The sequence below is a fragment of the Collimonas humicola genome, assembly GCF_018304945.1.
Lineage (GTDB): Bacteria > Pseudomonadota > Gammaproteobacteria > Burkholderiales > Burkholderiaceae_D > Collimonas > Collimonas humicola.
This window is the reverse complement of sequence record NZ_JAGQEE010000001.1, coordinates 1775256-1800380: the sequence shown is the minus strand read 5'-3', so window position 1 is coordinate 1800380 and position 25125 is coordinate 1775256. Positions and strand designations below refer to the sequence as shown.

Annotated in this window: 27 protein-coding genes and 3 tRNA genes; 19 read left to right on the top strand and 11 right to left on the bottom strand. The window is 56.5% G+C overall.

From position 1 onward, the window contains the following. Positions 1 to 17: 17 nt before the first annotated feature. The 9 genes from KHU30_RS08125 to KHU30_RS08085 all read left to right on the top strand — a co-directional run bounded on the left by KHU30_RS08125 (position 18) and on the right by KHU30_RS08085 (position 6933). On the top strand, positions 18 to 1220 hold the full coding sequence (locus KHU30_RS08125) for a benzoate/H(+) symporter BenE family transporter (protein ID WP_211442030.1): 1203 nt from the start codon (positions 18 to 20) through the stop codon (positions 1218 to 1220). A gap of 46 nt (positions 1221 to 1266) precedes the next feature. Further along, the gene (pdxJ, locus tag KHU30_RS08120) at positions 1267 to 2040 is read left to right on the top strand and encodes a pyridoxine 5'-phosphate synthase (protein WP_211442029.1); all 774 of its coding nucleotides are present in this window, start codon (positions 1267 to 1269) and stop codon (positions 2038 to 2040) included. Positions 2041 to 2338: 298 nt separating this feature from the next. After that, positions 2339 to 2746, top strand: coding sequence for a holo-ACP synthase (acpS, locus tag KHU30_RS08115; RefSeq protein ID WP_211442277.1), 408 nt, complete (start codon positions 2339 to 2341; stop codon positions 2744 to 2746). After that, on the top strand, positions 2743 to 3801 hold the full coding sequence (nagZ, locus tag KHU30_RS08110) for a beta-N-acetylhexosaminidase (RefSeq protein ID WP_230427233.1): 1059 nt from the start codon (positions 2743 to 2745) through the stop codon (positions 3799 to 3801). Before acpS ends, nagZ begins: the two co-directional genes overlap by 4 nt. Positions 3802 to 3815: 14 nt before the next feature. After that, the gene (uvrC, locus tag KHU30_RS08105) at positions 3816 to 5684 is read left to right on the top strand and encodes an excinuclease ABC subunit UvrC (protein ID WP_211442028.1); all 1869 of its coding nucleotides are present in this window, start codon (positions 3816 to 3818) and stop codon (positions 5682 to 5684) included. 166 nt (positions 5685 to 5850) lie between these two features. After that, positions 5851 to 6456 (top strand): CDP-diacylglycerol--glycerol-3-phosphate 3-phosphatidyltransferase, encoded by a 606-nt coding sequence (pgsA, locus tag KHU30_RS08100; RefSeq protein ID WP_211442027.1) that lies wholly within the window; start codon positions 5851 to 5853, stop codon positions 6454 to 6456. Positions 6457 to 6582: 126 nt separating this feature from the next. Beyond that, positions 6583 to 6658: transfer RNA gene (locus tag KHU30_RS08095), tRNA-Gly, on the top strand. Between the two features lie 113 nt (positions 6659 to 6771). Then, positions 6772 to 6845 (top strand) — tRNA-Cys (locus tag KHU30_RS08090). 12 nt (positions 6846 to 6857) lie between these two features. Then, positions 6858 to 6933 (top strand) — tRNA-Gly (locus KHU30_RS08085). Between the two features lie 822 nt (positions 6934 to 7755). On the opposite strand, the gene KHU30_RS08080 is transcribed toward KHU30_RS08085, so the two are convergent. Together KHU30_RS08080 and KHU30_RS08075 are read right to left on the bottom strand one after the other, a co-directional pair. Further along, entirely contained in the window at positions 7756 to 9990 is a 2235-nt protein-coding gene (locus tag KHU30_RS08080; RefSeq protein WP_211442026.1) for an NADP-dependent isocitrate dehydrogenase, read from the bottom strand. Between the two features lie 426 nt (positions 9991 to 10416). Further along, positions 10417 to 11289 (bottom strand): pirin family protein, encoded by an 873-nt coding sequence (locus KHU30_RS08075; RefSeq protein ID WP_211442025.1) that lies wholly within the window; start codon positions 11287 to 11289, stop codon positions 10417 to 10419. Between the two features lie 123 nt (positions 11290 to 11412). Here KHU30_RS08075 and KHU30_RS08070 point away from each other — a divergent pair, with 123 nt between their 5' ends. After that, complete coding sequence (locus tag KHU30_RS08070) at positions 11413 to 12318, top strand: LysR family transcriptional regulator (protein ID WP_211442024.1); 906 nt, start codon at positions 11413 to 11415, stop codon at positions 12316 to 12318. Positions 12319 to 12327: 9 nt separating this feature from the next. Here KHU30_RS08070 and KHU30_RS08065 read toward each other — a convergent pair whose 3' ends face one another. After that, positions 12328 to 12771, bottom strand: coding sequence for an Lrp/AsnC family transcriptional regulator (locus tag KHU30_RS08065; protein ID WP_211442023.1), 444 nt, complete (start codon positions 12769 to 12771; stop codon positions 12328 to 12330). A 133-nt stretch (positions 12772 to 12904) separates the two neighbouring features. On the opposite strand from KHU30_RS08065, the gene KHU30_RS08060 reads away from it, so the two are divergent. Then, positions 12905 to 13810 carry a DMT family transporter gene (locus KHU30_RS08060; protein WP_211442022.1) on the top strand — a complete coding sequence of 302 codons (906 nt, stop codon included), beginning with the start codon at positions 12905 to 12907 and terminating at the stop codon, positions 13808 to 13810. A 147-nt stretch (positions 13811 to 13957) separates the two neighbouring features. Here KHU30_RS08060 and KHU30_RS08055 read toward each other — a convergent pair whose 3' ends face one another. From KHU30_RS08055 to KHU30_RS08040, 4 genes are all read right to left on the bottom strand, one after another. Beyond that, complete coding sequence (locus KHU30_RS08055; RefSeq protein WP_211442021.1) at positions 13958 to 14842, bottom strand: DMT family transporter; 885 nt, start codon at positions 14840 to 14842, stop codon at positions 13958 to 13960. Next, a complete protein-coding gene (locus KHU30_RS08050; protein ID WP_211442020.1) occupies positions 14835 to 15650 on the bottom strand; it encodes a DUF2182 domain-containing protein in 816 nt (271 codons plus the stop codon). Before KHU30_RS08050 ends, KHU30_RS08055 begins: the two co-directional genes overlap by 8 nt. Further along, positions 15647 to 16249, bottom strand: coding sequence for a DUF1326 domain-containing protein (locus tag KHU30_RS08045; RefSeq protein ID WP_211442019.1), 603 nt, complete (start codon positions 16247 to 16249; stop codon positions 15647 to 15649). Before KHU30_RS08045 ends, KHU30_RS08050 begins: the two co-directional genes overlap by 4 nt. 93 nt (positions 16250 to 16342) lie before the next feature. Then, positions 16343 to 16528, bottom strand: a complete 186-nt coding sequence (locus tag KHU30_RS08040; RefSeq protein WP_211442018.1) for a hypothetical protein — start codon at positions 16526 to 16528, stop codon at positions 16343 to 16345. Positions 16529 to 16589: 61 nt separating this feature from the next. Between KHU30_RS08040 and KHU30_RS08035 the strand changes: the two genes are divergently transcribed. Then, complete coding sequence (locus tag KHU30_RS08035; protein WP_211442017.1) at positions 16590 to 17267, top strand: methyltransferase family protein; 678 nt, start codon at positions 16590 to 16592, stop codon at positions 17265 to 17267. A 24-nt stretch (positions 17268 to 17291) separates the two neighbouring features. Here KHU30_RS08035 and KHU30_RS08030 read toward each other — a convergent pair whose 3' ends face one another. From KHU30_RS08030 to KHU30_RS08015, 4 genes are all read right to left on the bottom strand, one after another. Then, entirely contained in the window at positions 17292 to 17660 is a 369-nt protein-coding gene (locus KHU30_RS08030) for a glutaredoxin domain-containing protein (RefSeq protein WP_211442016.1), read from the bottom strand. A gap of 154 nt (positions 17661 to 17814) precedes the next feature. Next, positions 17815 to 18306 (bottom strand): DUF695 domain-containing protein, encoded by a 492-nt coding sequence (locus KHU30_RS08025; RefSeq protein WP_211442015.1) that lies wholly within the window; start codon positions 18304 to 18306, stop codon positions 17815 to 17817. Continuing rightward, positions 18303 to 18488, bottom strand: coding sequence for a hypothetical protein (locus KHU30_RS08020; RefSeq protein WP_211442014.1), 186 nt, complete (start codon positions 18486 to 18488; stop codon positions 18303 to 18305). Before KHU30_RS08020 ends, KHU30_RS08025 begins: the two co-directional genes overlap by 4 nt. 13 nt (positions 18489 to 18501) lie before the next feature. Beyond that, positions 18502 to 18999: a hypothetical protein gene (locus KHU30_RS08015; protein ID WP_211442013.1), complete on the bottom strand. Its 498-nt coding sequence runs from the start codon at positions 18997 to 18999 to the stop codon at positions 18502 to 18504. Positions 19000 to 19809: 810 nt separating this feature from the next. Here KHU30_RS08015 and KHU30_RS08010 point away from each other — a divergent pair. From KHU30_RS08010 to KHU30_RS07980, 7 genes are all read left to right on the top strand, one after another. Next, positions 19810 to 20283: a hypothetical protein gene (locus KHU30_RS08010; RefSeq protein WP_211442012.1), complete on the top strand. Its 474-nt coding sequence runs from the start codon at positions 19810 to 19812 to the stop codon at positions 20281 to 20283. 183 nt (positions 20284 to 20466) lie between these two features. Beyond that, positions 20467 to 20754: a hypothetical protein gene (locus KHU30_RS08005; protein ID WP_211442011.1), complete on the top strand. Its 288-nt coding sequence runs from the start codon at positions 20467 to 20469 to the stop codon at positions 20752 to 20754. A gap of 62 nt (positions 20755 to 20816) precedes the next feature. Then, positions 20817 to 21290, top strand: coding sequence for a hypothetical protein (locus tag KHU30_RS08000; RefSeq protein ID WP_211442010.1), 474 nt, complete (start codon positions 20817 to 20819; stop codon positions 21288 to 21290). A gap of 72 nt (positions 21291 to 21362) precedes the next feature. Continuing rightward, positions 21363 to 21875 carry a hypothetical protein gene (locus KHU30_RS07995; protein WP_211442009.1) on the top strand — a complete coding sequence of 171 codons (513 nt, stop codon included), beginning with the start codon at positions 21363 to 21365 and terminating at the stop codon, positions 21873 to 21875. An 820-nt stretch (positions 21876 to 22695) separates the two neighbouring features. Further along, positions 22696 to 23031 (top strand): hypothetical protein, encoded by a 336-nt coding sequence (locus KHU30_RS07990; RefSeq protein WP_211442008.1) that lies wholly within the window; start codon positions 22696 to 22698, stop codon positions 23029 to 23031. A 390-nt stretch (positions 23032 to 23421) separates the two neighbouring features. Beyond that, positions 23422 to 23883 carry a DUF2059 domain-containing protein gene (locus KHU30_RS07985; RefSeq protein WP_211442007.1) on the top strand — a complete coding sequence of 154 codons (462 nt, stop codon included), beginning with the start codon at positions 23422 to 23424 and terminating at the stop codon, positions 23881 to 23883. Between the two features lie 650 nt (positions 23884 to 24533). After that, a complete protein-coding gene (locus tag KHU30_RS07980; RefSeq protein ID WP_211442006.1) occupies positions 24534 to 25100 on the top strand; it encodes an ankyrin repeat domain-containing protein in 567 nt (188 codons plus the stop codon). Positions 25101 to 25125 lie beyond the last annotated feature (25 nt).

Here is a 25125-nt window from a genome sequence, read left to right as displayed (position 1 = left end):
TATATAGTTGATAGCCGATGAAAAATTTCCCCTGGTCTAGCGTCGCAGCCGGTTTTGTTACGGTGCTGGTAGGTTTCACGAGTTCCGCAGTCATCGTCTTGCAGGCCGCAGCCGCCGCCGGCGCCACGCCACAGCAGATCAGTTCATGGATGCTGGCGCTGGGCCTCGGCATGGGGTTGACCTGCATCGGCTTGTCGCTGCGCTACAAGGCCCCGGTAGTGACCGCATGGTCGACGCCAGGCGCTGCCTTGCTGGTCACCAGCCTGTCCGGGATTCCGATGGCGGAAGCGATCGGCGCCTTCATGTTCGCCGCCGCCCTGGTCAGTTTGTGCGGCGTCACCGGCTGGTTCGAGCGCGCCATGGGCAAGATCCCGCTGTCGATCGCGGCCGCCATGCTGGCGGGCATCCTGGCCCATTTCGGCATGAACGTATTCGTCGCCATGAAGCCGCAATTCATCATGGTGTTCGCCATGTTCATGGCCTACCTGCTGTGCAAGCGCTGGCTGCCGCGCTACGCCATCATCGTCGTGCTGCTGATCGGCGTCGCCCTGGCGGCCGGCCGCGGCCTGCTGCATTTCGAACATTTCCATTTCGCCTGGGCGGCGCCGGCATTCACCATGCCGAGCTTTTCCTGGTCGACCATCATCGGCGTCGGCATTCCCTTGTTCGTGGTCACCATGGCGTCGCAAAATGCGCCCGGCGTCGCCGTGATCCGCGCTTCCGGCTACCGCACGCCGATTTCCCCGCTGATGACCTGGACCGGGCTGACCACGCTGGTGCTGGCGCCGTTCGGCTGCTTCTCGCTCAACCTGGCCGCCATCACCGCCGCTATCTGCATGGGCAAGGAAGCCCATGAAGATCCGGCCAAGCGCTACTGGGCGGCAGTGGCGGCCGGCGGCTTCTATTTGCTGGTGGGCGTGTTCGGCGCCACCGTTGGCGCCTTGTTCGCCGCTTTCCCGCAGGAACTGGTGCTGGCGATCGCCGGCCTAGCGCTGTTCGGCACCATTGCCAACAGCCTGACCATGGCGATGGCTAACGACGCCCAGCGCGAAGCGGCGCTGATCACCTTTCTGGTTACCGCCTCGGGTGTTACCCTGTTTGGCGTCGGCGCCGCATTCTGGGGACTGGTGGCCGGCGCCGTGGCATTCTTTGTGTTGAACTGGAAGCGGCATGCAATGGCCTCGCCAGAGACGCCGGCATTGCCAGCGCGCCAGAATTAATGCAGTCTTGATACTCGATAAACTCCATCCATACACTGAGCAACCGATGAGCTATCTCAATCCAACATCGTCGATCATCGACCTTGGCATCAATATCGATCACGTGGCGACGCTGCGCAATGCGCGCGGCACTACTTATCCAGATCCTTTGCGGGCGGCGCTGCTGGCGGAAGAGGCCGGCGCCGACGCCATCACCCTGCATCTGCGTGAAGACCGCCGCCATATCCGCGACGCCGACGTTGAAGCGATTCGTCCGCAACTGCGCACGCGCATGAACCTGGAAGCCGCGGTGACACAGGAAATGATCGATTTCTCTTGCAAGATCAAGCCGCAGGATTCCTGCCTGGTGCCGGAACGCCGTCATGAGCTGACTACCGAAGGCGGCCTCGACGTGGTGAAATATTTCACCCAGGTGCAGGCTGCGGTGCGCCAGCTGCAAGGCGAGGGCATACGCGTCAGCCTGTTCATCGATCCCGAAGCCGACCAGATCCAGGCCGCCGCCGAAGCCGGCGCGCCGGTGATCGAACTGCACACCGGCCGCTATGCCGAAGCGCATGATGACGCGGAACAGCGCGCCGAACTGGAGCGGGTGCAGCGCGCGGTGCAAGAGGGCGTGCGGCGCGGCCTCAAGGTGAATGCCGGCCACGGCCTGCATTACACCAATGTGCAGGCCATCGCGGCGATTGCAGATATCGCCGAACTGAACATCGGCCATGCCATCGTGGCGCATGCAGTGTTCGTCGGCTGGCAGGCTGCGGTCAGCGAAATGAAGGCGTTGATGGTGAAGGCGCGTTTGGCGCATCCGGCAAAACCGAATTGAACATGGTGCTAAGCTGACAGAGTCATCTGGGGTCAGAGTCGACTTTCGCGGTGCTTTTTCGCGAAACTCGACTCTGACCCCACATGACGGATTCGGAGAAAATAGAGTGCGATGTGCGGGTTTTTTACGCGACACGGCACGCACTCCGTAGCCCGCTAAGTGGGGTCAGAGTGAAGTTTCTGCAAAAGGCATGCAGAAAGTTCACTCTGACCCCAGTTAGCTACATTTGTTAAGCGCGACGAAAAACCGGGTTGTAGTTTTGTCGTGTTTTATGAAATTTCAACAGGAAAAAATCAGCATGATCTACGGCATCGGCACCGACATCATCCAGATTCCGCGCATCGCGGCGGCGTTGCAGCGTAACGGCGACCGTTTCGCGCAAAAGATCCTCGGCCCGCAAGAGATGGAAAAGTACCTGCAGCGCAAAGCCAAGGTGGAAGCGCGCGGGATTCGTTTCCTGGCCACCCGCTTCGCTGCCAAGGAAGCGTTTTCCAAGGCACTCGGGCTGGGCATGAAGATGCCGATGACCTGGCGCGCCATGCAAACCTTGAATGCGCCCAGCGGCAAGCCGATCGTGGTGGTCAATCCGGCGCTGGAAGAATACATGCAACAGAAGGGCTTGACTGCGCAGGTGTCGATCACCGACGAGGTCGAATACGCGGTCGCCTTTGTCATTGTGGAACAACATCGCGTGGAGCAAAAATGAGTGGCGGCAATCCTGTAGCAAAAACGGCGCTGGGCCCGGTCATGCTGGACGTCGTTGGCGCCAGCCTGAGCGCGGACGATATCCGCCGCATCCAGCACCCGCTTACCGGCGGCGTGATCCTGTTTACCCGCAATTACCAGGACCGCGCCCAGCTGTGCGCGCTGACTGCGGCGATCCATGCTGCACGGCCTGGCATCCTGATTGCGGTCGATCATGAAGGCGGCCGCGTCCAGCGTTTCCGCACTGACGGCTTCACCCGCCTGCCGGCGATGCGCCTGCTCGGGCAGTTGTGGGACCGTGATGTGCTGGCGGCGACCAAGGCCGCCACCGCAGTCGGCTTCGTGCTGGCCAGCGAGCTGCGCGCCTGCGGCGTCGACCTGTCGTTTACGCCGGTGCTGGATCTCGATTACGGCGATTCCACCGTCATCGGCGAACGCGCCTTCCACCGCGATGCGCGCGTGGTGACGCTGCTGGCGAAAAGCCTGAACCACGGCCTGGCGCTGGCCGGCATGGCGAATTGCGGCAAGCATTTCCCCGGCCATGGTTTTGTCGAAGGCGATTCGCATCTGTCGCTGCCGATCGACGAACGCAGCCTGGAGCAGATCATGGAAGAGGACGTCAAGCCCTACGACTGGCTCGGCATGAGCCTGGCGGCGGTGATGCCGGCGCACGTGATCTATTCCAAGGTGGACCGGCACTCGGCCGGCTTTTCAAAAAAATGGCTGGACATCCTGCGCCAGGATGTCGGTTTCGGCGGCGTGATTTTCAGCGACGACCTCAGCATGCAGGCAGCCAGTTCGGCCGGCGGCGTGCTGGATGGCGCCAAGGCTGCATTGGCAGCCGGCTGCGATGTGGTCCTGATCTGCAATTCGCCGGACAAGGCCGACCAGTTGCTGGGCGGGCTCGGCGGCGTTGCCGACGACGATCGTGCCGCTGCCTCGCGTGCGCGCCTGATGGCGCTGCTGCCGCAAGGCGCGGCGCTCGGCTGGGAGGCATTGCAGGCCGACGCCCGCTACCAGGCTGCCAGGTCGCTGGCGCAATCATTGCTGGCCTGAATGAGCAGAAAGCCATGACTGAAGCTGAACTGCCCGATCCGCGCGCGCTGGTGCTGGAAACCGTCGCCAAGCTGCCGAACCTGCCCGGCGTCTACCGCTATTTCGACGCCGCCGACAATATCCTGTATGTCGGCAAGGCGCGCGACTTGAAGAAGCGCGTATCGAGTTATTTCCAGAAGAACCTGGCCAGCCCGCGCACCGCCATGATGGTGGAGCGCATCGCCCGCCTGGAGACCACGGTGACGCGCAGCGAAGCCGAGGCGCTGATCCTGGAAAGCAACCTGATCAAGTCGCTGCAGCCGCGCTACAACATCCTGTTCCGCGACGACAAGTCCTATCCCTACCTCAAGATCAGCAACCAGGAATATCCGCGCATGGCCTACTACCGCGGCGCGGTCGACAAGAAGAACCAGTACTTCGGTCCGTTTCCAAATGCCTGGGCTGTCAAGGAATCGATGCAGATCCTGCAGAAGGTTTTCCTGCTGCGCACTTGCGAGGACAGCGTGTTCGCCAACCGTACGCGGCCTTGCCTGCTGCACCAGATCCAGCGCTGCAGCGCGCCCTGCGTCAAGCTGGTCAGCCATGAAGACTACCAGACCGATGTCGACAATGCCGCCAAGTTCCTGCGCGGCCGCCAGACTGAAGTGCTGTCCGCGCTTGAGCAAAAGATGCACGCCTATGCGGCGGAGCTGAAATTCGAGCAGGCGGCCGGCGTGCGCAACCAGATCACTTCGCTGTCGCGCGTGCTGCACCAGCAAAGCATGGAAACCGTGGGCGACAGCGATATCGACATCATCGCCGTCATCGTCCAGGGCGGACGCGCCTGCGTCAACCTGGCGATGGTGCGCGGCGGCCGCCACCTGGGCGACCGCGCGTATTTCCCCAGCCATGTCGACGGCGCCTTGTCGAGTCCGGAGGAAGCCTCCGGCGAGTCGATCGAGGCAGCTGTGCTGAAGGCCTTCCTGGCGCAGCACTACATCGACATGTTCATTCCCGGCATCCTGATCCTCAACACCGAATTCGACGAACCGGCGCTGATGGTGGCGCTGATGGAGCAATGCGGCCACCGCATCAACCTGCTGTTCCAGCCGCAGGGTCAGCGCCGCCAATGGCTGGAAATGGCGCACAAGGGCGCCGAGATCTCGCTGGCGCGGCTGTTGTCGGAGCAGGGCTCGCAGCAAGCCAGGACGCGCGCCCTGGTCGAAGTGCTGGGCCTGGAAGTGGAAGATATCGACAGTTTGCGCGCAGAGTGTTTCGACATCAGCCACACCTCGGGCGAAGCGACCCAGGCCTCCTGCGTGGTGTTCCATCACCATGCGATGCAGAACGGCGAATACCGCCGCTACAACATCAAGGACATCACCCCCGGCGACGATTACGCGGCGATGCGCCAGGTGCTGATGCGCCGCTATGAAAAAGTGGCGAACGGCGACGGCGTCATGCCGGATATCGTGCTGATCGACGGCGGCAAGGGCCAGGTGGAAATGGCGCGCCAGGTGCTGGCCGAACTGGGCCTGGACATCAGCCTGATCGTCGGCGTTGCCAAGGGGGAGGGCCGCAAGGTCGGCCTGGAAACCCTGATCTTCGCCGACGGCCGCGCCGCGCGCGAGCTGGGGAAGGAATCGGCCGCCCTGATGCTGATCGCACAGATCCGCGACGAGGCGCACCGTTTCGCCATCACCGGCATGCGCGCCAAACGCGCCAAGGCGCGCCAGAGCTCGCGCCTGGAAGAGATCGAAGGCATCGGCGCCAAACGCCGCCAGAAGCTGCTGGCGCGCTTCGGCGGCCTGCGCGGCGTGGCCGACGCCAGCATCGAGGATATCGCTTCGGTGGAAGGGATCTCGCGGCAGCTGGCCGAGGAAATCTATCGGCAGCTGCATTGAGCCGGGGAAAGCTGATATTGACCTTGGACACATCCGGTAAATCAAGCGGCAATCGGACATGTGTTGCAATTGAGGCGCTGCTTGTTGCTTTTGCAGGTTTTATTTCCCAATAGCTTCATACTCCTAGATAATTAGCGCAGCGGCTTCCTTATCAATCAAACTATTTATGCCATTTAATATTCCGATTTTACTGACCTGGCTGCGGGTCGCATTGATCCCGCTGGTGGTCGGCGTTTTCTATCTTCCTGAGCTTGGCTTCCACGGTTTTTCAATATTGCAATTGGGCCTGGCTTCGACCATCATTTTTATCGTCGCTGCAGTGACCGACTGGTTCGACGGCTTCCTGGCGCGGCGCTGGAACCAGACTTCGGCTTTCGGCGCCTTCCTCGATCCGGTCGCCGACAAGCTGATGGTCGCCGGAGCCTTGCTGGTGCTGGTGCATCTGCAGCGGGTCGATCCGATCATCGCTTTCGTCATCATCGGCCGCGAGATTGCGATCAGCGCGCTGCGCGAATGGATGGCGCAAATCGGCGCCTCGAAATCGGTCGCGGTCAGCTCCATCGGTAAAATTAAAACCACCGCACAGATGGTGGCAATCCCAATGTTGCTGTATTATGGCGGTCTGTTTGGCATCGACACCCGTTTCTGGGGGCAGGTGCTTTTACTGATTGCAGCAGTGCTCACGGTCTGGTCGATGTTTTACTATTTGCGTAAAGCCTGGCCATTAATCAAAGAGAGTACGGCGGTAAGCAGTGAAAACAACAAGCCGTGAAGTAAAAGTCGGCGATTTGAAAAAAGTTGGTGAAAAATTTCAAATTTCGTTGACAAACTCTGTAGATCAACTATAATGTCGTCTCTGTAGTTGATGCAGAAATGGCGTAGTAAAAAGAAACAAAATGCGGGAGTAGCTCAGTTGGTAGAGCGCAACCTTGCCAAGGTTGAGGTCGAGAGTTCGAGCCTCTTCTCCCGCTCCAGATTCAAAAAAAGGAAGCTGGCAAAGCTTCCTTTTTTTATTAAGTTTGAACGAGATATCGGTTGTAGAAGGTGATACACCGATATTGATTTAGTATTTTGGCGCAACACCCCTGGCGGGGTAGCAAAGTGGTTATGCAGCGGCCTGCAAAGCCGTTTACGCCGGTTCGATCCCGACCCCCGCCTCCAAAAACTCCTTACGCGGGAGTAGCTCAGTTGGTAGAGCGCAACCTTGCCAAGGTTGAGGTCGAGAGTTCGAGCCTCTTCTCCCGCTCCAAATGCCAGGCCAGGAAGGTATTATTGCCTTCCTGGCCGGTTCAGTAAGAAAATCCCACCTTGATTTTTCTCCTGATGTGCAACGTGTGTTTTCACGTCCGCATGATTTCCATGGAGTCGCCGCTATCGTGGCATGATCGTTCTCCTTGCCGGAACCGATAAACGAGTAGATTCACCTTTCGCCGAGGCCACTTTCCAGATAGGACTGGGTTTCGGGAGTCTCCTCCTTTATCGGTGAGAATGCCGCCATCCGCCGCATTGTCGGGCGCAGCCGTTTTCCTTGCAGGAGCCGATAAACGAGTAGATTCACCTTTCGCCGGGGCCACTTTCCAGATAGGACTGGGTTTCGGGAGTCTCCTCCTTTATCGGTGAGAATGCCGCCATCCGCTGCATTGTCGGGCGCAGCCGTTTTCCTTGCAGGAGCCGATAAACGAGTAGATTCACCTTTCGCCGGGGCCACTTTCCAGATAGGACTGGGTTTCGGGAGTCTTCTCCTTTATCGGTGAGAATGCCGCCATCCGCCGCATTGTCGGGCGCAGCCGTTTCCTTGCAGGAGCTGATAGACGAGTAGATTCACCTTTCGCCGGGGCCACTTTCCAGATAGGACTGGGTCTCGGGAGTCTTCTCCTCTATCGGTAAACGCCGCCATTGGCAGGGCATCGTCAAAGCACGGCAAATCACTGCCATCAGCCGGATGCAAAAAAACGCCCCGTTTGCTCACGCGAACGGGGCGTTTTTCATGCATGCCGAATTTACATCCGGCAATCGCGGCTTGCCGGCATGGATCCGCAGCGCTGCGCAGATCCATCTGCCGGCTTTACCTTCAGACCTGCGCGGCGCTCAATGCAGCATTGAAGGTCGCGCTTGGGCACATGACGGCTTCCATCTTCTTCGGGTCGGGCAGGAAATAGCCGCCGATATCCACCGCATGGCCTTGCACATCCTTGAGTTCGGCGGCGATCTTTTGCTCGTTCTCGGTCAGGGTCTTGGCCAGCGGCGCGAAATGCGCTTGCAGTTCCTTGTCTTCGGTTTGTGCCGCCAGCGCCTGCGCCCAGTACAGGGCCAGGTAGAACTGGCTGCCGCGGTTGTCCAGTTCGCCGGTGCGCGGCGATGGCGACTGGTTGTTGTCGAGCAGCTTGCCGGTAGCATCGTCCAGGGTTTTCGCCAGGATCTTGGCCTTGTTGTTGCCGGTCTTGATGCCCATGTCTTCCAGCGATACCGCCAGCGCCAGGAATTCACCCAGCGAATCCCAGCGCAGGTGGTTTTCTTCCACCAGCTGCTTGACGTGCTTAGGCGCGGAGCCGCCGGCGCCGGTTTCAAACATGCCGCCGCCAGCCATCAGCGGGACGATCGACAGCATCTTGGCGCTGGTGCCCAGTTCCATGATCGGGAACAGGTCAGTCAGGTAGTCGCGCAGGATGTTGCCGGTGACCGAGATGGTGTCCTTGCCGCGGATCACGCGTTCCAGCGTGTAGCGCATGGCGCGTACCTGCGACATGATCTGGATATCCAGGCCGGTAAGATCGTATTCTTTCAGGTAGGCGCGGACCTTCTTGATCAGCTCGGCTTCGTGCGGACGGTACTCGTCCAGCCAGAAGATCGCAGGCATGCCCGACAGGCGCGCGCGGTTGACTGCCAGCTTGACCCAGTCGCGGATCGGTTCGTCCTTGACCTGGCACATGCGCCAGATATCGCCTTCCTCAACGTTCTGTTCCAGCAGCACGGTGCCGTCGAGCTTGACGATGCGCGCCACGCCGTCGGCCGGCACTTCAAAGGTCTTGTCGTGCGAACCGTATTCTTCCGCCTTCTGCGCCATCAGGCCGACGTTCGGCACGGTGCCCATGGTGGTCGGGTCGAAAGCGCCGTTGGTCTTGCAGAAATTGATCATTTCCTGATAGATGCGGGCGAAGGTGCTTTCCGGGATCACCGCCTTGGTGTCCTTCGGGCGGCCATCGGCGCCCCACATCTTGCCGCCCAGGCGGATCATCGCAGGCATCGAAGCGTCGACGATGACGTCGTTCGGCGCGTGCAGGTTGGAGATGCCCTTGGCCGAATCGACCATCGCCAGTTCCGGGCGGTGCTCGTGGCAGGCGTGCAGGTCCTTGATCACTTCATCGCGCTTCGATTCCGGCAGGGTGGCGATCTTTTCGTAGACGCTGGAGAGGCCGTTGTTGGCGTTCACGCCCAGTTCTTCGAACAGCTTGCCGTGCTTGGCGAAAGCGTCCTTGTAGAAAATCTTGACGGCGTGGCCGAACACGATCGGGTGCGACACCTTCATCATGGTTGCCTTGACGTGCAGCGACAGCATGACGCCGGTTTCGCGCGCATCTTCCATTTGCTCTTCGTAGAAGGCGCACAGGGCCTTCTTGCTCATGAACATGCTGTCGATGATTTCACCGGCCAGCAGCGATACCTTGTTCTTCAGGACGATGGTTTCGCCGGCCTTGGTGACCAGTTCCATGCGGACGTCGCAGGCTTCGGCCAGCGTCATGCACTTTTCGCTGGCGTAGAAATCGCCGCCGTGCATGTGCGACACGTGGGTGCGCGAAGCCGGGCTCCACTTGGACATCGAGTGCGGATGCTTGCGCGCGTAGCGCTTGACGGCGGCTGGTGCGCGGCGGTCGGAATTGCCTTCGCGCAGGACCGGGTTGACGGCGCTGCCGATGATCTTCGAATAGCGCTTCTGGATTGCCTTGTCTTCATCCGACTTCGGATCTTCCGGGAAATCGGGGATGTTGTAGCCGCCGGCCTGCAGTTCGCGGATCGCCGCGATCAGCTGCGGCACCGAGGCGCTGATGTTAGGCAGCTTGATGATGTTGGTGTCGGGGAGCTGGGTCAGCCGGCCCAGTTCAGCCAGGTTGTCCGGCACTTTCTGCTCTGGCTTGAGGTTGTCGGAGAACTCGGCAAGAATCCGCGCTGCCACCGAAATATCACTCTTGACGACGGCTATGCCTGCCGGTGCGGCGAAAGTCTTGATGATAGGCAGAAAAGAAGCGGTCGCCAGCAGCGGCGCCTCGTCGGTCAGGGTGTAGATGATGGTCGATTTACTTGCAGTCACTGTAACTCTCCTAGCGGTTGATGCGTTGGTCGGTGCCGCCACATGATATTGGTGTTTGCTTTCACCAAGCTTAAGGGCGCGCTGAATCAGCTGAATTAGTTTGCGGATTGCTCATTTTTTCGGGCAATGCTTGCCTGGATGAAGGCCGCGTCCATCCCGAGGGATGAAATTTCATCTCAAAGGATGAAGTTTATTCGTAGTTGGGTTCCAGCACCAACAAAATGTTAGCGATTGACATGCATTGGCGGCTTGGCAATGCATGTTGCACCGGAGTGGGGCACGGAGGCGTCTTGCGCTTGCCGGGAAGTGCCAATGTGGCAATGGTTTTCGCGGGTCACGGCCCTTGGGCGGGTCAAGCGGGATTAAAAAAAATCCTGGCGGCCAGGAAGGCCGACAGGATATTGCTACAGTGTGCGAGCCGGCTGCTTACTGCGGCGCCGGCGCCGGCACAAACCGCCCATTCTTGAAGTCCGTGAAGGCCTGGGCGATTTCTTCCTCGCTGTTCATCACGAACGGACCATGGCCGACGATAGGCTCATCGATAGGTTCGCCGCTCAGCAGCAGCACCACAGCGTCGTTGTTGGCCTCCAGCGCGACCTTGCTGCCGCTGGCGTCCAGTAGGACCATCTGCGATTCACGGCTGACGGTTTCGCCGTTCACCAGCACCGTGCCGCGCAGCACGACCAGCGCCGAGTTCCAGCCATCCGGCAGCGTCAGTTCGGCCACGCCGTTCTGTGCCAGCCGCAGGTCCCACACGTTCATCGGACTGAAGGTGCGCGCAGGGCCAGCATGGCCGTCGAAACTGCCGGCGATCACGCGCACCGTGCCGGCCTGGTCCGGCAAAGCCACTACCGGGATGTCGGCATTGCGGATCGCCTGGTAGCCGGGCGCCGTCATCTTGTCCTTGGCCGGCAGGTTGACCCACAGCTGCACCATTTCCATGGCGCCGCCGGTCCGGGTGAACGCTTCCGAATGAAACTCTTCATGCAGGATGCCTGCGCCGGCAGTCATCCACTGCACATCGCCGGGGCCGATCAGGCCGCCCTGGCCGGTCGAATCGCGGTGCGCCACCTCGCCCTTGTAGACGATGGTCACGGTTTCAAAGCCGCGATGCGAATGCTGGCCGACGCCGCGCGGTTTCTTAGCCGGGTTGAAATCGATAGGCCCGGCGTGATCCAGCAGCAGGAACGGGCTCAACTGCTTGCCGTGGCTGTCGTAGGAAAACATCGAACGCACCGGAAAACCGTCGCCGACCCAATGTGGTCGGGGTGCGCTATAGACGCCGAGGACTTTTTTCATTTCCATCTCCTTGCAAAGTTTGCAAAAATTGTTGATGCAGGAATGATAGGGCAGGAACGATGAAGGCGGTAGGATGTAAAATTCATCTTCAGTGTTCTATATTGTGAACGATGGAGGAGCCGGATGCAGGACTTGAACGACCTCTACTACTATGCCCAGGTAGTCGAACATGGCGGCTTTGCGCCGGCGGGGCGGGCGCTGGGCATGCCCAAATCCAAGCTCAGCCGGCGCGTCGTGTTGCTCGAAGAGCGGCTCGGTGTGCGGCTGCTGCAACGGACCACGCGTCACTTTTCAGTGACGGAAGTCGGCCAGACTTACTACGAGCATTGCAAGGCGATGCTGGTGGAAGCCGAATGCGCCCAGGATGCGATCGACATCACCCGCGCCGAGCCGCGCGGCATCGTCCGCATCAGTTGCCCGGTCACTTTGCTGCAGGCGAATGTCAGCGTCATGCTGGCTGACTTCATGGTCAGCCATCCGCGCGTCACGCTGCATCTGGAAGCTACCAATCGCCGCGTCGACCTGGTGGCGGAAGCGATCGATATCGCGATCCGTGTGCGGCCGCCGCCGCTGGCCGACAGCGACCTGGTGCTGCGGGTGCTGGCCGAGCGCGGGCAGTGCCTGGTCGCCAGCCGGCTGCTGTGCGAGGGGCGTGCATTGCCGCGTGCGCCGGCCGAGCTGAACGACTGGCCGAGCCTGGCGCTGGGGGCGCCGCAGCAGGCCCATGTCTGGAACCTGCTGGGCCCGGACGGCGCGCAAGCCAGCGTGCATCACACGCCGCGCTTCCTCAGCGGCGACATGATCGCCCTGCGCGATGCGGCGCAGGCCGGGGTCGGCATCGTGCAGCTGCCGAGCATGATGGTGCGAGATCAGCTGGCAGATGGCAGTCTGCTGCGCCTGCTGCCGGCCTGGGCGCCGCGCAAGGACATCATCCACCTGGTGTTTCCGTCGCGCCGCGGCTTGCTGCCGTCGGTGCGCAGCCTGGTGGATTATCTGGCGCGGCGCTTCGAGGCTCTCAACGACGAATGAGCAGGGCGCTCAGGCCAGCCCGAACGGCGGCGGCCGGCGCTTGATCGGCTGCGCCTTGACGATGGCGGTATTGGTCTCGGCCTTGTCGGCGATGCGGTCGATGATCTGGTCGAGCTGGGCTATCGAACGCACAAACAGGCGGGCGATGAAGCAATCCTCGCCGGTGACCTTGTCGCATTCGCAGAATTCGGGCGTCTGCTCGATCAGCTTCTGCACCATCAGCAGCTTGCCGGGCAAGGGACGGATGCGGACGATGGCTTGCAGCTGGTAACCCAGCGCTTGCGGATCGATGTCGATGGTGAAGGCGCGGATGACGCCGCGCTCTTCCAGGCGCTGCAGGCGTTCCGAGACGCTGGGAGAGGACAGGCCGACTTGCGCGGCCAGGTCCTTCAGCGAAATGCGCGCATCGCCCTGCAGTATTTCCAGGATGCGCTGGTCCATATTGTTGAGCATTTTCGATTCCTTGGAAAAATTTCAATATTGCCTTATATAGTAAGGTAAATCCTGCAAAAATCCTTTCCGTAGGCATGGAAAACCTTGCGGCTAAATGCGATTATCAATTTCTGACGTTTTCCAGGGAAGAGGCATGGACAAGAAAGTAAGCGGCACGATAGAGATGACGGCGGCGATGGTGATCTCCGGCACCATAGGCTGGTTCGTGGTGGTCTCCGGCCAGCCGGTGCCGGACGTGGTGTTCTGGCGCTGCGTGTTCGGCGCGGCGACGCTGCTGGCGGTGTGCGCGGCGCTGGGGCTGCTGCGCGGCGCCTTCAACTGGCGCCTGCTGGGCCTGGCGGCGCTCGGCGGCGTGGCGATCGTACTCAACTGGCTGCTGCTGTTCGGTTCCTACTCGCGCGCGTCGATTGCGATTTCCACCGCGGTGTATAACACCCAGCCCTTCATGCTGGTGGCGCTCGGCGCCGTGTTCTTCGCGGAGCGCCTGACGGTGGCCAAGCTGACCTGGCTGACGCTGGCCTTTATCGGCATGCTGCTGATCGTGCAGGCCAAGCCGGAAGCTGCCGGCGGCGGCAGCAACTATTTTGCCGGCATCGTGATGGCGCTGGGCGCGGCGTTCTGCTATGCCGTCGCCGCCATCATCACCAAGAAACTGGCCGGCACGCCGCCGCATCTGATCGCCCTGGTCCAGGTCTGCGTCGGCATCCTGATGCTGGCGCCGTTTGCGCATTTGTCGGCGCTGCCGGCCGGCGTCCATGCCTGGAGCATACTGCTCGCGGTGGGGGTGGTGCATACCGGGCTGATGTATATCCTGCTGTACGGCGCGATCCAGAAATTGCCGACCCATCTGACCGGTTCACTGTCCTTCATCTATCCTATCGTCGCCATCCTGGTCGACTACCTGGCTTTCGGCCACCGGCTGCAGCTGAGCCAGCTGCTGGGCGCCGCCGCCATCCTGGTCGCCGCTGCGGGCATGAATCTCGGCTGGTCCTTGTGGAAACCGAAGCTGCAGGTCGAGGATTCCAGTCCGCTCCGCTGAAAGCCGGCAGGCGCTCTGCCGTGGGCTCATGCGGGCTTCGGGAAAGCGCTCCAGCAGCAGGTCCGAGAGCACCCGCAACCGGCTGCTGATATGCCGTCGCGACGGATACGGCAGCCAGGTCTGAGATGGCCAGCCGCACAACTGCAGCTAGCGGCGCGGCTTCTTCTGTCTGCTGGCCAGCACCAGCGCAATGCCGCCAAGGATTGCCACGGAGGCAGCCGCCAGGCGCGGCGTGATTGCTTCCGACAGGAAGGCCACGCCGCCGAATGCGGCGATGAGCGGCACCGACAGTTGCACCGTCGCCGCGCGCATGGCGGAAAGCCTGCTCAGCGCGGCATACCAGATGACATACCCGAGGCCGGAGGTGAGCGCGCCGGAGGCAATCGCCAGGACCACTCCGGCCGCATTCGCGTAAGCATTGGCGACGGAGAGCAAGCTCAGCACCAGGGCCAGCGGCGCCGCCCGCGCGAAGTTGCCCGCGGTGGCGGCCAGCGGATCGGGCACGCCACGGCCGCGCAGCGAGTACACGCCCCACGCCACGCCGGCAACCGCCATCAACGCGGCGCCAAGGAGCGGCGGCGCAGCCACGCCCGGCGACACCAGGTAGACCAGCCCCGCGACAGCCAGCGCAAGGCCTAGCCATGCAATGGCGCCGAACATTTCGCCCGAGCGCAAGCCGACGATGAACATCGTCAGTTGCACCGCGCCGAATAGAATCAAGGCGCCGGTACCTGCCGGCAAGCTGAGATATGCGAAGGAGAATAATGCGACATAGGCAAACAGCATGGCTGCGGCGAGCCAGTCGGCATGGCCGGGCGAGGAGCGTGCGGCCCTGAAGCGCACAAAACGCACAATCGCGGCCAGCGTGATCGCGCCGGAAACCAGCCTGATGCTGGCAAAGCTGGCCGGATCGATGCCCCCTTGCTGCAGCGCCAGCCGGCACAACAGGGAATTGGCCGCGAAGGCGAGCATCGCCGCCGCAGTGAGGATGATCGTCTGCAAGGCGGACAGGCTGTTGCGTTCTTCATGCATGGGTCGCCACCAGGACCACGGCCCAGGACAGCAGCGCGATACCGAGCGGCGCGCTGAGGCGCCGGCCCCAGCGCACATTTTTTTCGATCGCCATCGCGGCCGCCAGCAGGAGCATCCAGCCAAGGCTGCCGGCGCCGAGCGCGAACATCAACAGCATCAGCGCCCAGCAGCAGCCGACGCAGAACAGGCCGTGCCGCAGGCCAAGCATAAACGCGTGCCGCGCTTGCGCCTGCCCGCGCCAGCGTTCGATCACGAAACTCAAGGGCGTGCGGCACTTTTCCAGGCAGCGGTATTTGAGCGAGCTGAACTGAAAGGCGCCGGCCAGCGCAATGGTGGCGGCGCCGATCAGCCAGCCGTGCCAAGCCAGTACGGGTATGTTGGCGAGCAAGAACAGCACTGCGCCATGCAGCGCGTGCGCCAGCAGCCCGAAGGCGCCCCACACCGTCATGTAGCCCAGCCCGAGCAGCGTCAGCAGGCGCCCATGGTCCGGACGCCGCGCCGTCAGCCGCTCGAAGGTGCTAAACAAGGGTAAGGTGGTTGGCAGCATCATGGCTGCCGTCATGAGTATCCAGGCAGCGGCGTAGAGCGCCATCGGCACGACCACGGCGCCGGCGGGAACGACGCGGCATAGAAACGCCGCCGGTCCCGAAGCGGTCCAGTCGCCGTGCTCAAGATAGCGTCCGTACGGACTGCGCGCCCATGCCCACAGCGTCAGCCACGCCAACCCGATCAACGCCGCCAGGAGCGGCAGGAACACCCGCCGGCGACGGGCGTTGCCGGGCGGCAGCGGGCCTGCCGAAGCGTTCATGCGTCGAAGACGAAGATGCTCTGCAAGGCGTTGTGGTTCTTGATGTTGAGATCGATGCCGAGGGCCGCGTTTTTGGATCGATAGACGGGGGCCTTGCCGACAAACACCGGCGCTCCCGGGACCGTCGAGAACACGGTGTCGGAGAGGGTAGTCTGGCCGCCGGTCGCACCGAGATAGGGATCGAGTTCGGCGTAGTAGTTGTTGCCGATTGCAAGTTCACCCTTGCCTTCGTTCACGTTGAAGCGTATCGGCGCCCGCTCTACCGACACCACCTCGCCGATCAGTGCGGCGAGCTCGGCGACCGGTCCGCCGGCCTTGCCGGTGTAGACCTTCAGCAGCGCCTCTTCCTGCGCTTTGGAGGCTTGGTCGTCGACGTAGATGGCGGCAGTCCAGTTGCCTAGCAGAATATTGCCGGGCACATGCGCCACGGCCGCGATGGTGTTGCCGCCCACATCGACACCGTCGACCATTCCCTTGTCTATGCGCCAGGCGACGATAGTGTCGCAGGTGCCGTTGTCGGGATCTTCGCCGATCCAGCAGGGACACAGGACCTTGCAATTGCAAACCTCAAGCAGGCGACCTTCCAGGTGATAGCTCATACCGACCTCCGCAGCAGTTGCACGAACACGGGCTTGTCGCCGCGGCTCACAGCGGCAAGGAATAAGTCATTCTAGGTTGCGTGGTGGGGCAATTCAAGCTCGATGACGGTCAGGAAAACCGCCGTGCGAAGCCGCTTTTTTCTTTGATTGAAATCCTGCAGGCGTAGTCGTTTTTACTGATTTATCTTCTTTGCCGGCAAGCTTGTCCGGTTGTAATCCGAGCTTGCGGCGAGCTGCCGCGGCGGCATTGAATTGAGGGAGAACAGCTGTCGAATTCACGTCAATTCAGCCTACGTTCCGACGCCAGGACTTGCGGAACGGATAGGACTATCATTGCGCAATGAATACGCTAAACATCCGGGCACTGCGAGCGAGCGTGCTTGGCACCATCGCCCTGGCGGCCCTGCTTTTTATCCCGGCGGGGACCCTGGATTATTGGCAGGGATGGCTGTTCATGACGGTCTTCGTAGGCGCATCCTCCGCAGTCACGGTATATCTTGCCATCAAGGATCCTGAACTCCTTGAACGGCGCATGAGTGCAGGGCCGACAGCTGAGAAGGAGCGTACGCAAAAAGTCGTGATGCTCATTGCGATGACGGGATTCATTGCCATGATTGTTGTTCCCGCCCTCGACCATCGTTTCGGCTGGTCGCCGGCGCCGCCATATGTGTCGCTGGCAGGAGATGTGCTGGTCGGATTCAGCTTCCTACTGGTGTTCATGGTGTTCAAGGCCAATACCTACGCCGCGTCGACGATCCAGGTCGCCCAAGGACAGCAGGTCATTTCGAGCGGGCCGTACGCGCTGGTGCGGCATCCGATGTATGCCGGCTCGCTGCCGCTGCTGATCGGCATGCCGCTGGCGCTGGGCTCGTGGCTGGGATTGATCGTGCTGCTGCTGTTCATGCCTGCGCTCATCTGGCGGCTGCTGGACGAGGAAAAATTCTTGCGGAAGAACCTGGCGGGATATGCGGCCTACTGCCAGGAAGTCCGCTATCGTCTGCTGCCTTATATCTGGTAGCCGCTTAACGCACAGGCCCTAAGCTCAGTCGGCTATCATCCGCGCAAACTCGCCGCTATCGATCAGGCGCTGCAAGTCGGTTGCGCCGCCCACCAGCACACCCTTCACGAATATCATCGGGAAAGTCGGCCAGCCGGTCCACATCTTGAGAGCATTGCGGCGCTTCCACTGACCCAGGTAGCTGCCGTATTCAAGATATTTATAGGGCACGGAAATCGCATCCAGCGTCTTGCGCGCCTTGCGCGGAAAAGGGTTTTGCCTCATGCCGACCACGACTACCTTGTTGCTGGCGATGGCGTCCTGCACTTCGCGAACGATGTCGGCATGCTTGTCGGCGATGGTCTGGCGGATGGCGGGGTGGATCTGGGCTTCGTCGAGCACGTTGCGGGTCATATTGGCTTTCCAGGTTGGTATCGCGTTGTCGCTGCAACAGGAGTTGAATCGTCTCACATTATCGGCCGCTTTTGCAGCCGTTTCCGATGCCAATTTGTAGTGGCGCAAAAAAAGCCGGCGATTTATTCAAGCGTCATTTCCGATCCCGTTATTGCTATTTCACCTTCTTTATCAATGTTTCATAGCTTGACCATTGCGGATCGGCGGCGCTATGAATTTCAATGGGAAATGGCGGCTTTCCGGCGAGGGCTTGGTTAATCGCTGAGATAAACTGCTTTTCCGATTTTGCATAGTATGTCCATTCCCTGAGATTGTTCCCGGTCGAAACCAGGACCAGGTTGGCCCTGTCATCGCTTTCTATCACGGGCTGAAGCAGATTTTCCAGGTCATTCATCCTGGCCTGTTCCGCAGTCGACGGCATTCCTTTGTCAGAGGCATATTTCCAGACCAGGATAATGCGGGCCGGCTTTGCTGCCCGGTCAAAGTTCGGCGCAAACTCGGATATGTATCGGAAAATAATAACCCGGTCATCGCTCCGGTGCTTCGATACCGCGAGCGACCACATCTCGGCGGAAGCATCCGTGATCATCAGCAGCGACAGCAAGGCGCTGCAAAGGAAGTGGTACGACATATTATTGCGCATCATTTTGGCTGGAATTTAGACAGCAGCGTCCGCAACAAGGGCCGCGTGAATCTGGCGATGAATACCATCAAAGCCGCAGCCACAAAAACCGTCGCGGCCATTTCAAGGTATGGGTTTGACGGTTCGCCGTTTGCCAGCTTTTCTGCAAAGCGAGAGAACAGTGGCACTGTTGCTGGATGCAGCATGGCAGCAGCCTTTTCAGTTGAAGACGACCTGTACGCTGATCAGGGAATTGTCTCCGCGTTGAGCGGTGCACAGGCGGCCTGTTTCCACCGAATCGATTGAAATCGCTGCCTTTTTCGCTTCATCGGCAGAAAGCGCCGGCATCAATTTTTGCATCGCTTCGATTTTTTCCGGCGCTACTTCTGTCGGCGCCTCGATTTGCGGCACGCAGATCAGGCTTATTTTCTCGCCTTGCTGTGTAGCGACAATACCTTTGGTAGTTTCGTCATCAATACCTTTGAGAATGGATTTTCCGTCTATCTTCAACACGTAAACGTCGTGTGCAAAATTCCCCTGTGATACGCAGAGCTCGATTTTTTGCGATGTTTCGCCAAGTTGGCGGACAGTTGATTCGCATACGGATTTTCCTGCCGCTGCGGCAATTTTCAGAGAAGTCTCTTCCGCACCGACGGCGGCGGCTGTCAGAAATGAGCTCGTTAATATGATTGCCAATATCTTCGCTGAACGCTGCATAAAGATTCCTGATGTGATGAGGATGAAAATCAAGCTGCAGGATGGCGCACAGTATTCTTGCGCTATTTTCATAGTAGGCATGGGACGCGAGAACTGTAGACATTGCGTCATTGCAATAGTCTGTCTATTGTCGCTGCAGTATTGTATTTTTGCAATTGGTGAACGGGAGCGTATGGTTCTGGTCTTTGTTATTCTCGATAATTATTGATAGATAAAATTGATTTTAATTAAAATATCAATAGTCAATTGCTGCTGATATGCCTGCTCTCATATTCCGGTCTTTTAAAGTCGAAAACATGACCATAGCGTCCATGCGGGTTCCAAACCATGATGATTCAGGTACATATTGTCCAAAGTCGAAAACACATTAGCGTAAGCACGGGGACTCGGCGTTTCTCCAACAAATAAAGTCGAAAACTAATCGTTTCGATACGTCGAGATCTAGTCACAACCGTTAATAGCCGAGATTTTGTGTGTGATCTCGGTAAATCCCGGGATCTTACAGCTCTGCTATTGGACTCCTTATTGGAGGCGCTACTGCTCAGGCCAGAGGTCGTCTATGCTGCTAGGTTTGCGTTTTCATATATTCCTCATATTTCCATGTTAAATTGCTATTTTGCAATATATAACAAGTAGAATGCTATGGAGCCTCGGATTGATACACCTCTGCCGTCCAGCGGTGCGTTACAAACGGTGTATTTCCCAGTACCGATGTGGCGTTATCCTCATCGTTTTGGCATCTGTAACTGCATACACAAGAATGGAGCTTTTGCGCGACGTATCATTTTTTTGAAATGAAATAGGAGACATATGAAAATATTTTTCGTCACACTGACACTCGTCTTGTCTCTTCCATTATCCGCTTCAGCATCGCCGCCAGAGCAAATCTCTACTAGATTACAGCTGGCACAAGTGGACTATGCAGTGATGCATGACCGCCTAATTGAAAAATGCAAAACATCTTCTCCTGAATCTATTCCTGAACTTACTAAAGCAATCGCACAATGGGATAGCAATAATTCGCCGGCTCTGAGGCAGTTAAAAATAATTTCAAGCGAACATATTGCGAAGATACGAGGTATTTCTCAAATTGAAGCTACGGCACAATCTGAAAAAATATCCGAGATGATGACAAATGGATTGAGAACTCAATTTGACAATGTCTCTGGTGACGAATTGAAGGCGGCATGCAATGGTGGTTATGCTGCCACCTCGTTACAAAGCCCAATGTTGAATTTTTCAGAATTGCTTAATGAAGTGGTGCAAGGCAAGAAAGCTGAATAGTTTTCGTTTCTGCTTTTGAACAAACTGACTGACCGTTTTTTGTCAAATTGAACCGGTCACAACCGGCTCAATACGGCCAATTGCGGCCAGTCTAAAGTGTCTGTCAAATTGATGGCGAGTCATAGCGGAGCCTATAGAACTGATTGGTCACCATAATCGAAACAAATTTAAAAAGGAATGAATATGCTGTTGGTTCCGGGGCCGTTTCGTTACTATTGTGAGCCTGATGAAGATTATTTCTTCGCTTGGTTGAAAGCCATTCCCGCAGTTAAGGCTGTTGTTGGCACTCCCTCTGGCCTGGAGTTAACTTTGGAAGCACCAATAGATAAAACAAGTTTTTACGAGCTCGTCGGCTTAATGGCCAGATATGGTTTGGATCGAAAGTGTCTCCGGCCCTTATGTCAGTCGCAATCAGATCCATGGTTCAACGATCCCCAAAACTATTGGTATGAGGCTGTCTTTGGCACTTAGGGACTGATAGGGGCATTCACGGTTGCCTGCAATCGGCCAGAAGCAGCCATTTAAGAGATTTCGTGAAAGCGGCCATTCAGTATGCCAAAATCCATCCTCTAACTATGCAATCACTTTCGTCGTCGTCGACCTATTTTTATAAATTTATACTGCCAGTATTGTTGGCGGTGGTAGCTTGCGTTATATATTTTCGGGTGCTAGCTGAGGATAGATATAACGCACCGTTGGTTCTATTTACCTCTGGCGTCATTTTATTTCTTGAGTACTGGTTCTTTGGTCGAGCAAAGAAAATCTCACTCGATGGCGCGACTTTGGTGATATCAAATTTTCGGCAGGAAGTTCGGGTTCCGCTATCAAATCTCGAAAAAGCATCTGGTAGTCTCGGAATGAAGCCCGATGTAGTTTGGCTATATTTTCGACAGGCCACGCCCTTCGGCAAAAAAATACTTTTTGTGCCAACTGAAAGGGCATTTCCGGGTTTTAACCAGCATCCTATCGTTGCCATGCTTAACGCAAAGGCTAGAACTCACCACTAACCAATCAACCGGTTGCAGTCGGCCAATTTCCGCCATCCAGATATTGGTCTTGAAAGTAACTGGAAATCTTAAATGACTTATGCCGTACTAACTCATACTAAACTTCATCGCCCTGGGTATCGAGGCGTCGGTGCTACTATCATGGAACTCAACAATGCCGACACCTCTCTCCCCAGGGGCATGTCTCGAAACGGCGGTACTAAAACCGAACGCGACTCTTCCGATTTCTTGATTAACGGTCAGTCCTTGCTGCATCTTCTCGTTGCAATCAATGGCGGGCACGGCGATTTCATGGGCTGTTTCGTTCGAGGCTCCGAAGATGCTATCAAGATGGCCCTTGATGAAATTTTGCCTACCTCTGACAATGCGCCTCGAAGAGTCGGGCTCTACATCTGCCCGGAATGTAGCGATATCAGCTGCGGAAGATACTCAGTACTAATTGAGAAGAAATCTGAGGCAGTGTTTTGGAGCGAGTTTGCCTATGAAAACGACTATGAGCCTGCCTGGTTGATTGAAGGGCTAGGGCCATTCCAATTTGAATCCGTTCAGTACGAGCAGGCCATTCGAGAAGCGGCCAGCCCTTGAAGTTGGCTTCAAACGGCCATTAAGAGACAGTCAGGCGTAACATCTATTTGATATTATCCAAACAATTTTTTTAATTTGCGGAGATGAGTGAAAACGAAGTATGCGAATACTATGTACTAGCCATGATGTCATGCGGATTTTTAGAATCCTCCTTCTCGTATATCCATCTCTTGTGTTCGCCCAAGCACCCAGCACTATCACGCAGGGAGATGTGCATTACAGCTATCTCAATGGAAAGCGATTTGCATTCGTCATATCTAAAGAAAAATACGCATCGATGCGGTCTTGGAGCCCTTTGCTATCTCCTAACCCTCCCGTCAGCGCTCAACGCGCATTGCAGTTGGCGCAGACTCGTTTGTCTTCTATTCCAATACCAGACGGCTTTGGATGGAATCTAGAGGAAATATCCCTTATACCTGGCTTACAAGAAGCGAAATGGATGTACGAAGTGAGATTTCGTTACGTCCTGAAGGGACAACCTATGACGGGTGTATGGCCAACAATGAACTTTATAGTCACTATGGATGACGAACTTATCGAGCCAAAAATCGACCCCTATGAGCCTAACCGATGATGGCTTAATCCAATATTGACTGCGCTCGTGAGTTGGATTGCTTGAATCTTACGGTACAGACGGAACCCTTATCTTTCCGCGCGGACTGGCAGCTTTGAAGCTGTAGCGATGGCGGGTTTGGGTCGAAATCGACATGTTGCGGCCGGCTCAAAACGGCCAAGATCGGTCGTTAGGTCCGACATGAGAATTTCACGTTTTTTTGCGGCGATACAGACGCTTAACTGCAAACTATATAGTAGAACATAAATGACTATGTCAAAAATAGACGCGAACCTTGTACGGATGCTCGTTGAAAACGGTCGTGCCAAGGATATTGCTGATTTATTGGAAGGTGAGTCTAAATTTCATTCAAATTCCTCCAAAAATATACCTAAATCCGAAGATGAGCTTACTTTTTGTAGAATGGCATTGGACCACATACTATTTGTCGCTAAGTTCGGTACAGAGATAAAAAAAGCGAAAGACGGTTCCCATTTTTATGCAGCATATCCCGACTATTTTGAAAAATGGTTGGCGGCAGGATGCCTTGGGATCGATGCGCAAGATTTGGCATCGTATTTGGTAAGCAAACCTTTCAAATAATCTAAATAGCAGGATCGATGTCAGGTCTTGCAATGACATATTTCATGTGCATTAACGCTGACTTGATCTGACAAGAAATGCCAGTTCAAGTCTAGAGCGACCAATGATTTTATTGGCTGCAATCGGCCAGTAGCGGCCGTTGACGGACTAGTCTTAAATGATGCTGCGAGGCTATCCGAACACTCTCAAAGCTGAGTCAATATTCAACTCCGTAAGAATGACACGCATCTAATACGAAGCGAGACTGATATGAGGATTAAACGATTCAAGCCAATATTATTGTGGCTTGTAGGTAGTACGATGGTGATTTCTCTTAGTGGACCGAGCTCATATGGAGCAACTCGCACAGCGAACGATCGGCGGCTTACATCTGCAAGCGAGCTTGTTGCAATGCTGAAGTACGATATGCAACTCCAGGATATGTTGAGTCGCTGCAAGGAAGTGGCGGGAGTAGTTACCCCCGAAAGTTACCTTAAGTCAAATCCCGACATCTTCAATGGTATTGCGCCTGGATCCATACTTTGGCCGCAAGTGGTGGGAGCATTCAGGGAATTTTATACAGAAGCTTGCGGGTATATCGACACCAATATGCTCCTCGCATCAATGGCTCAGGCGTACTCGTCGAATTTGACAGAACGAGAGTTGGCGGAGGTAATTAAATTCTATTTTTCGCCAGTTGGTAAAAAGCTCATTGTCGCAAATGTCGCCGCAAATATTGCCTTGCAAAGAACTTCGTATGAGCAACTGCCAGAAGTTGCTCAAAAGGCGAATGCGCATTTAATTAAAACACTTGCCGATTTAGCAAAAAAGAATGGCGAATTAAATCAAAAACCTTGGTGGCGATTTTGGTAAATGCACACGTAGTCGTTAGCCCTTGATCGAGGGCCATCCTTCAATCAGACGCCGGCGTCTCAATAAATAGAGAAGCGGCGATCCCAATCAGAAGTAGAAATTTAACGGACAAAAATGAATATCGAATACCCAGCGTCAAAATCTATGAATTGGCGCGCCGTGTTTTTGGGAGCATGTGTGTCGATTGCTCTGAGCGCCTTTTTCGGTACACTGCAGTTTCACGTTTTTCGTTGGCTGGGAATGAAAATTCCAACTACTCTTTCGGGAGACCCGGTAGATTACGTATGGTTCATGGTACCCATTATCTACAATATGTGTGGCGGATATATATCGGCATCATTCAGCCAGAGTCGTAAGATACTTCATGGACTGGCCTCAGGGTTGGGACCTTTTGTATTTATGGCTGTAATGCTTCTGGCGCCAGGATCAGTTCAATTGATGGGTTTATTGGGTGTTGTACTAGCTTTTTCTTGTCCCATTTTAGGGGCACCCTTGGGAGCTTGGCTATACGTACGACGCACGAAAATATGAGGCAAAGGGCTGTGAAGGGCCGTCTTGATGCGAACCGAATGAATCCACAGGCTATAGCAGACCGTCAGTTTTCGGCCAAGAGCGGTTAGTCAAAAAATCACAGAAATTAACGTAAATAAATGAGATTAATTGAACGAAAAAAAATCATCAGTTTACTAATAACTTCATTTTCAACTTTATTAGTTGGATGTGCCACCGATTTAGACAAAAATATTAGCCAAACGGACCAAAAATTTTCCAAGACAATGAAGGACAATAAATTGGAAGAGAAACAAATAAATTCTACTGATGAGTCATGGTACACCTTGCGTAATGCCGTATATTCGCACGATTTCGTAGAGGCATCACTGCTCGTTAAAAAAAAGCCGTCTTTGTTAAGTTCCACGAACTCAATTGGTGAAACAGTCCTTCATTTCGTTGCTGTTGAAAACGATTTGGAAGGAGTTGAATGGCTGCACGCCAACGGCGCGAATATAGACACAAAGAATGAATTTGGCGAGCCTGTCATTTTCGAGGTCGCGTCTTTGGGATATAAAGAACTGTTCGCTTGGTTTGCAAAATCAGGAGCTAATTTACATGTTATTGACGCAGAAAATCGGGACGTAGTTGCCTATTTAATAGCATTTGATAAACATGAAATGGCCGAATGGATTCGAACTAATTACCCTGATATTCAAAAAAATTAACGGGCAGATTTCGACCAATCGCGGA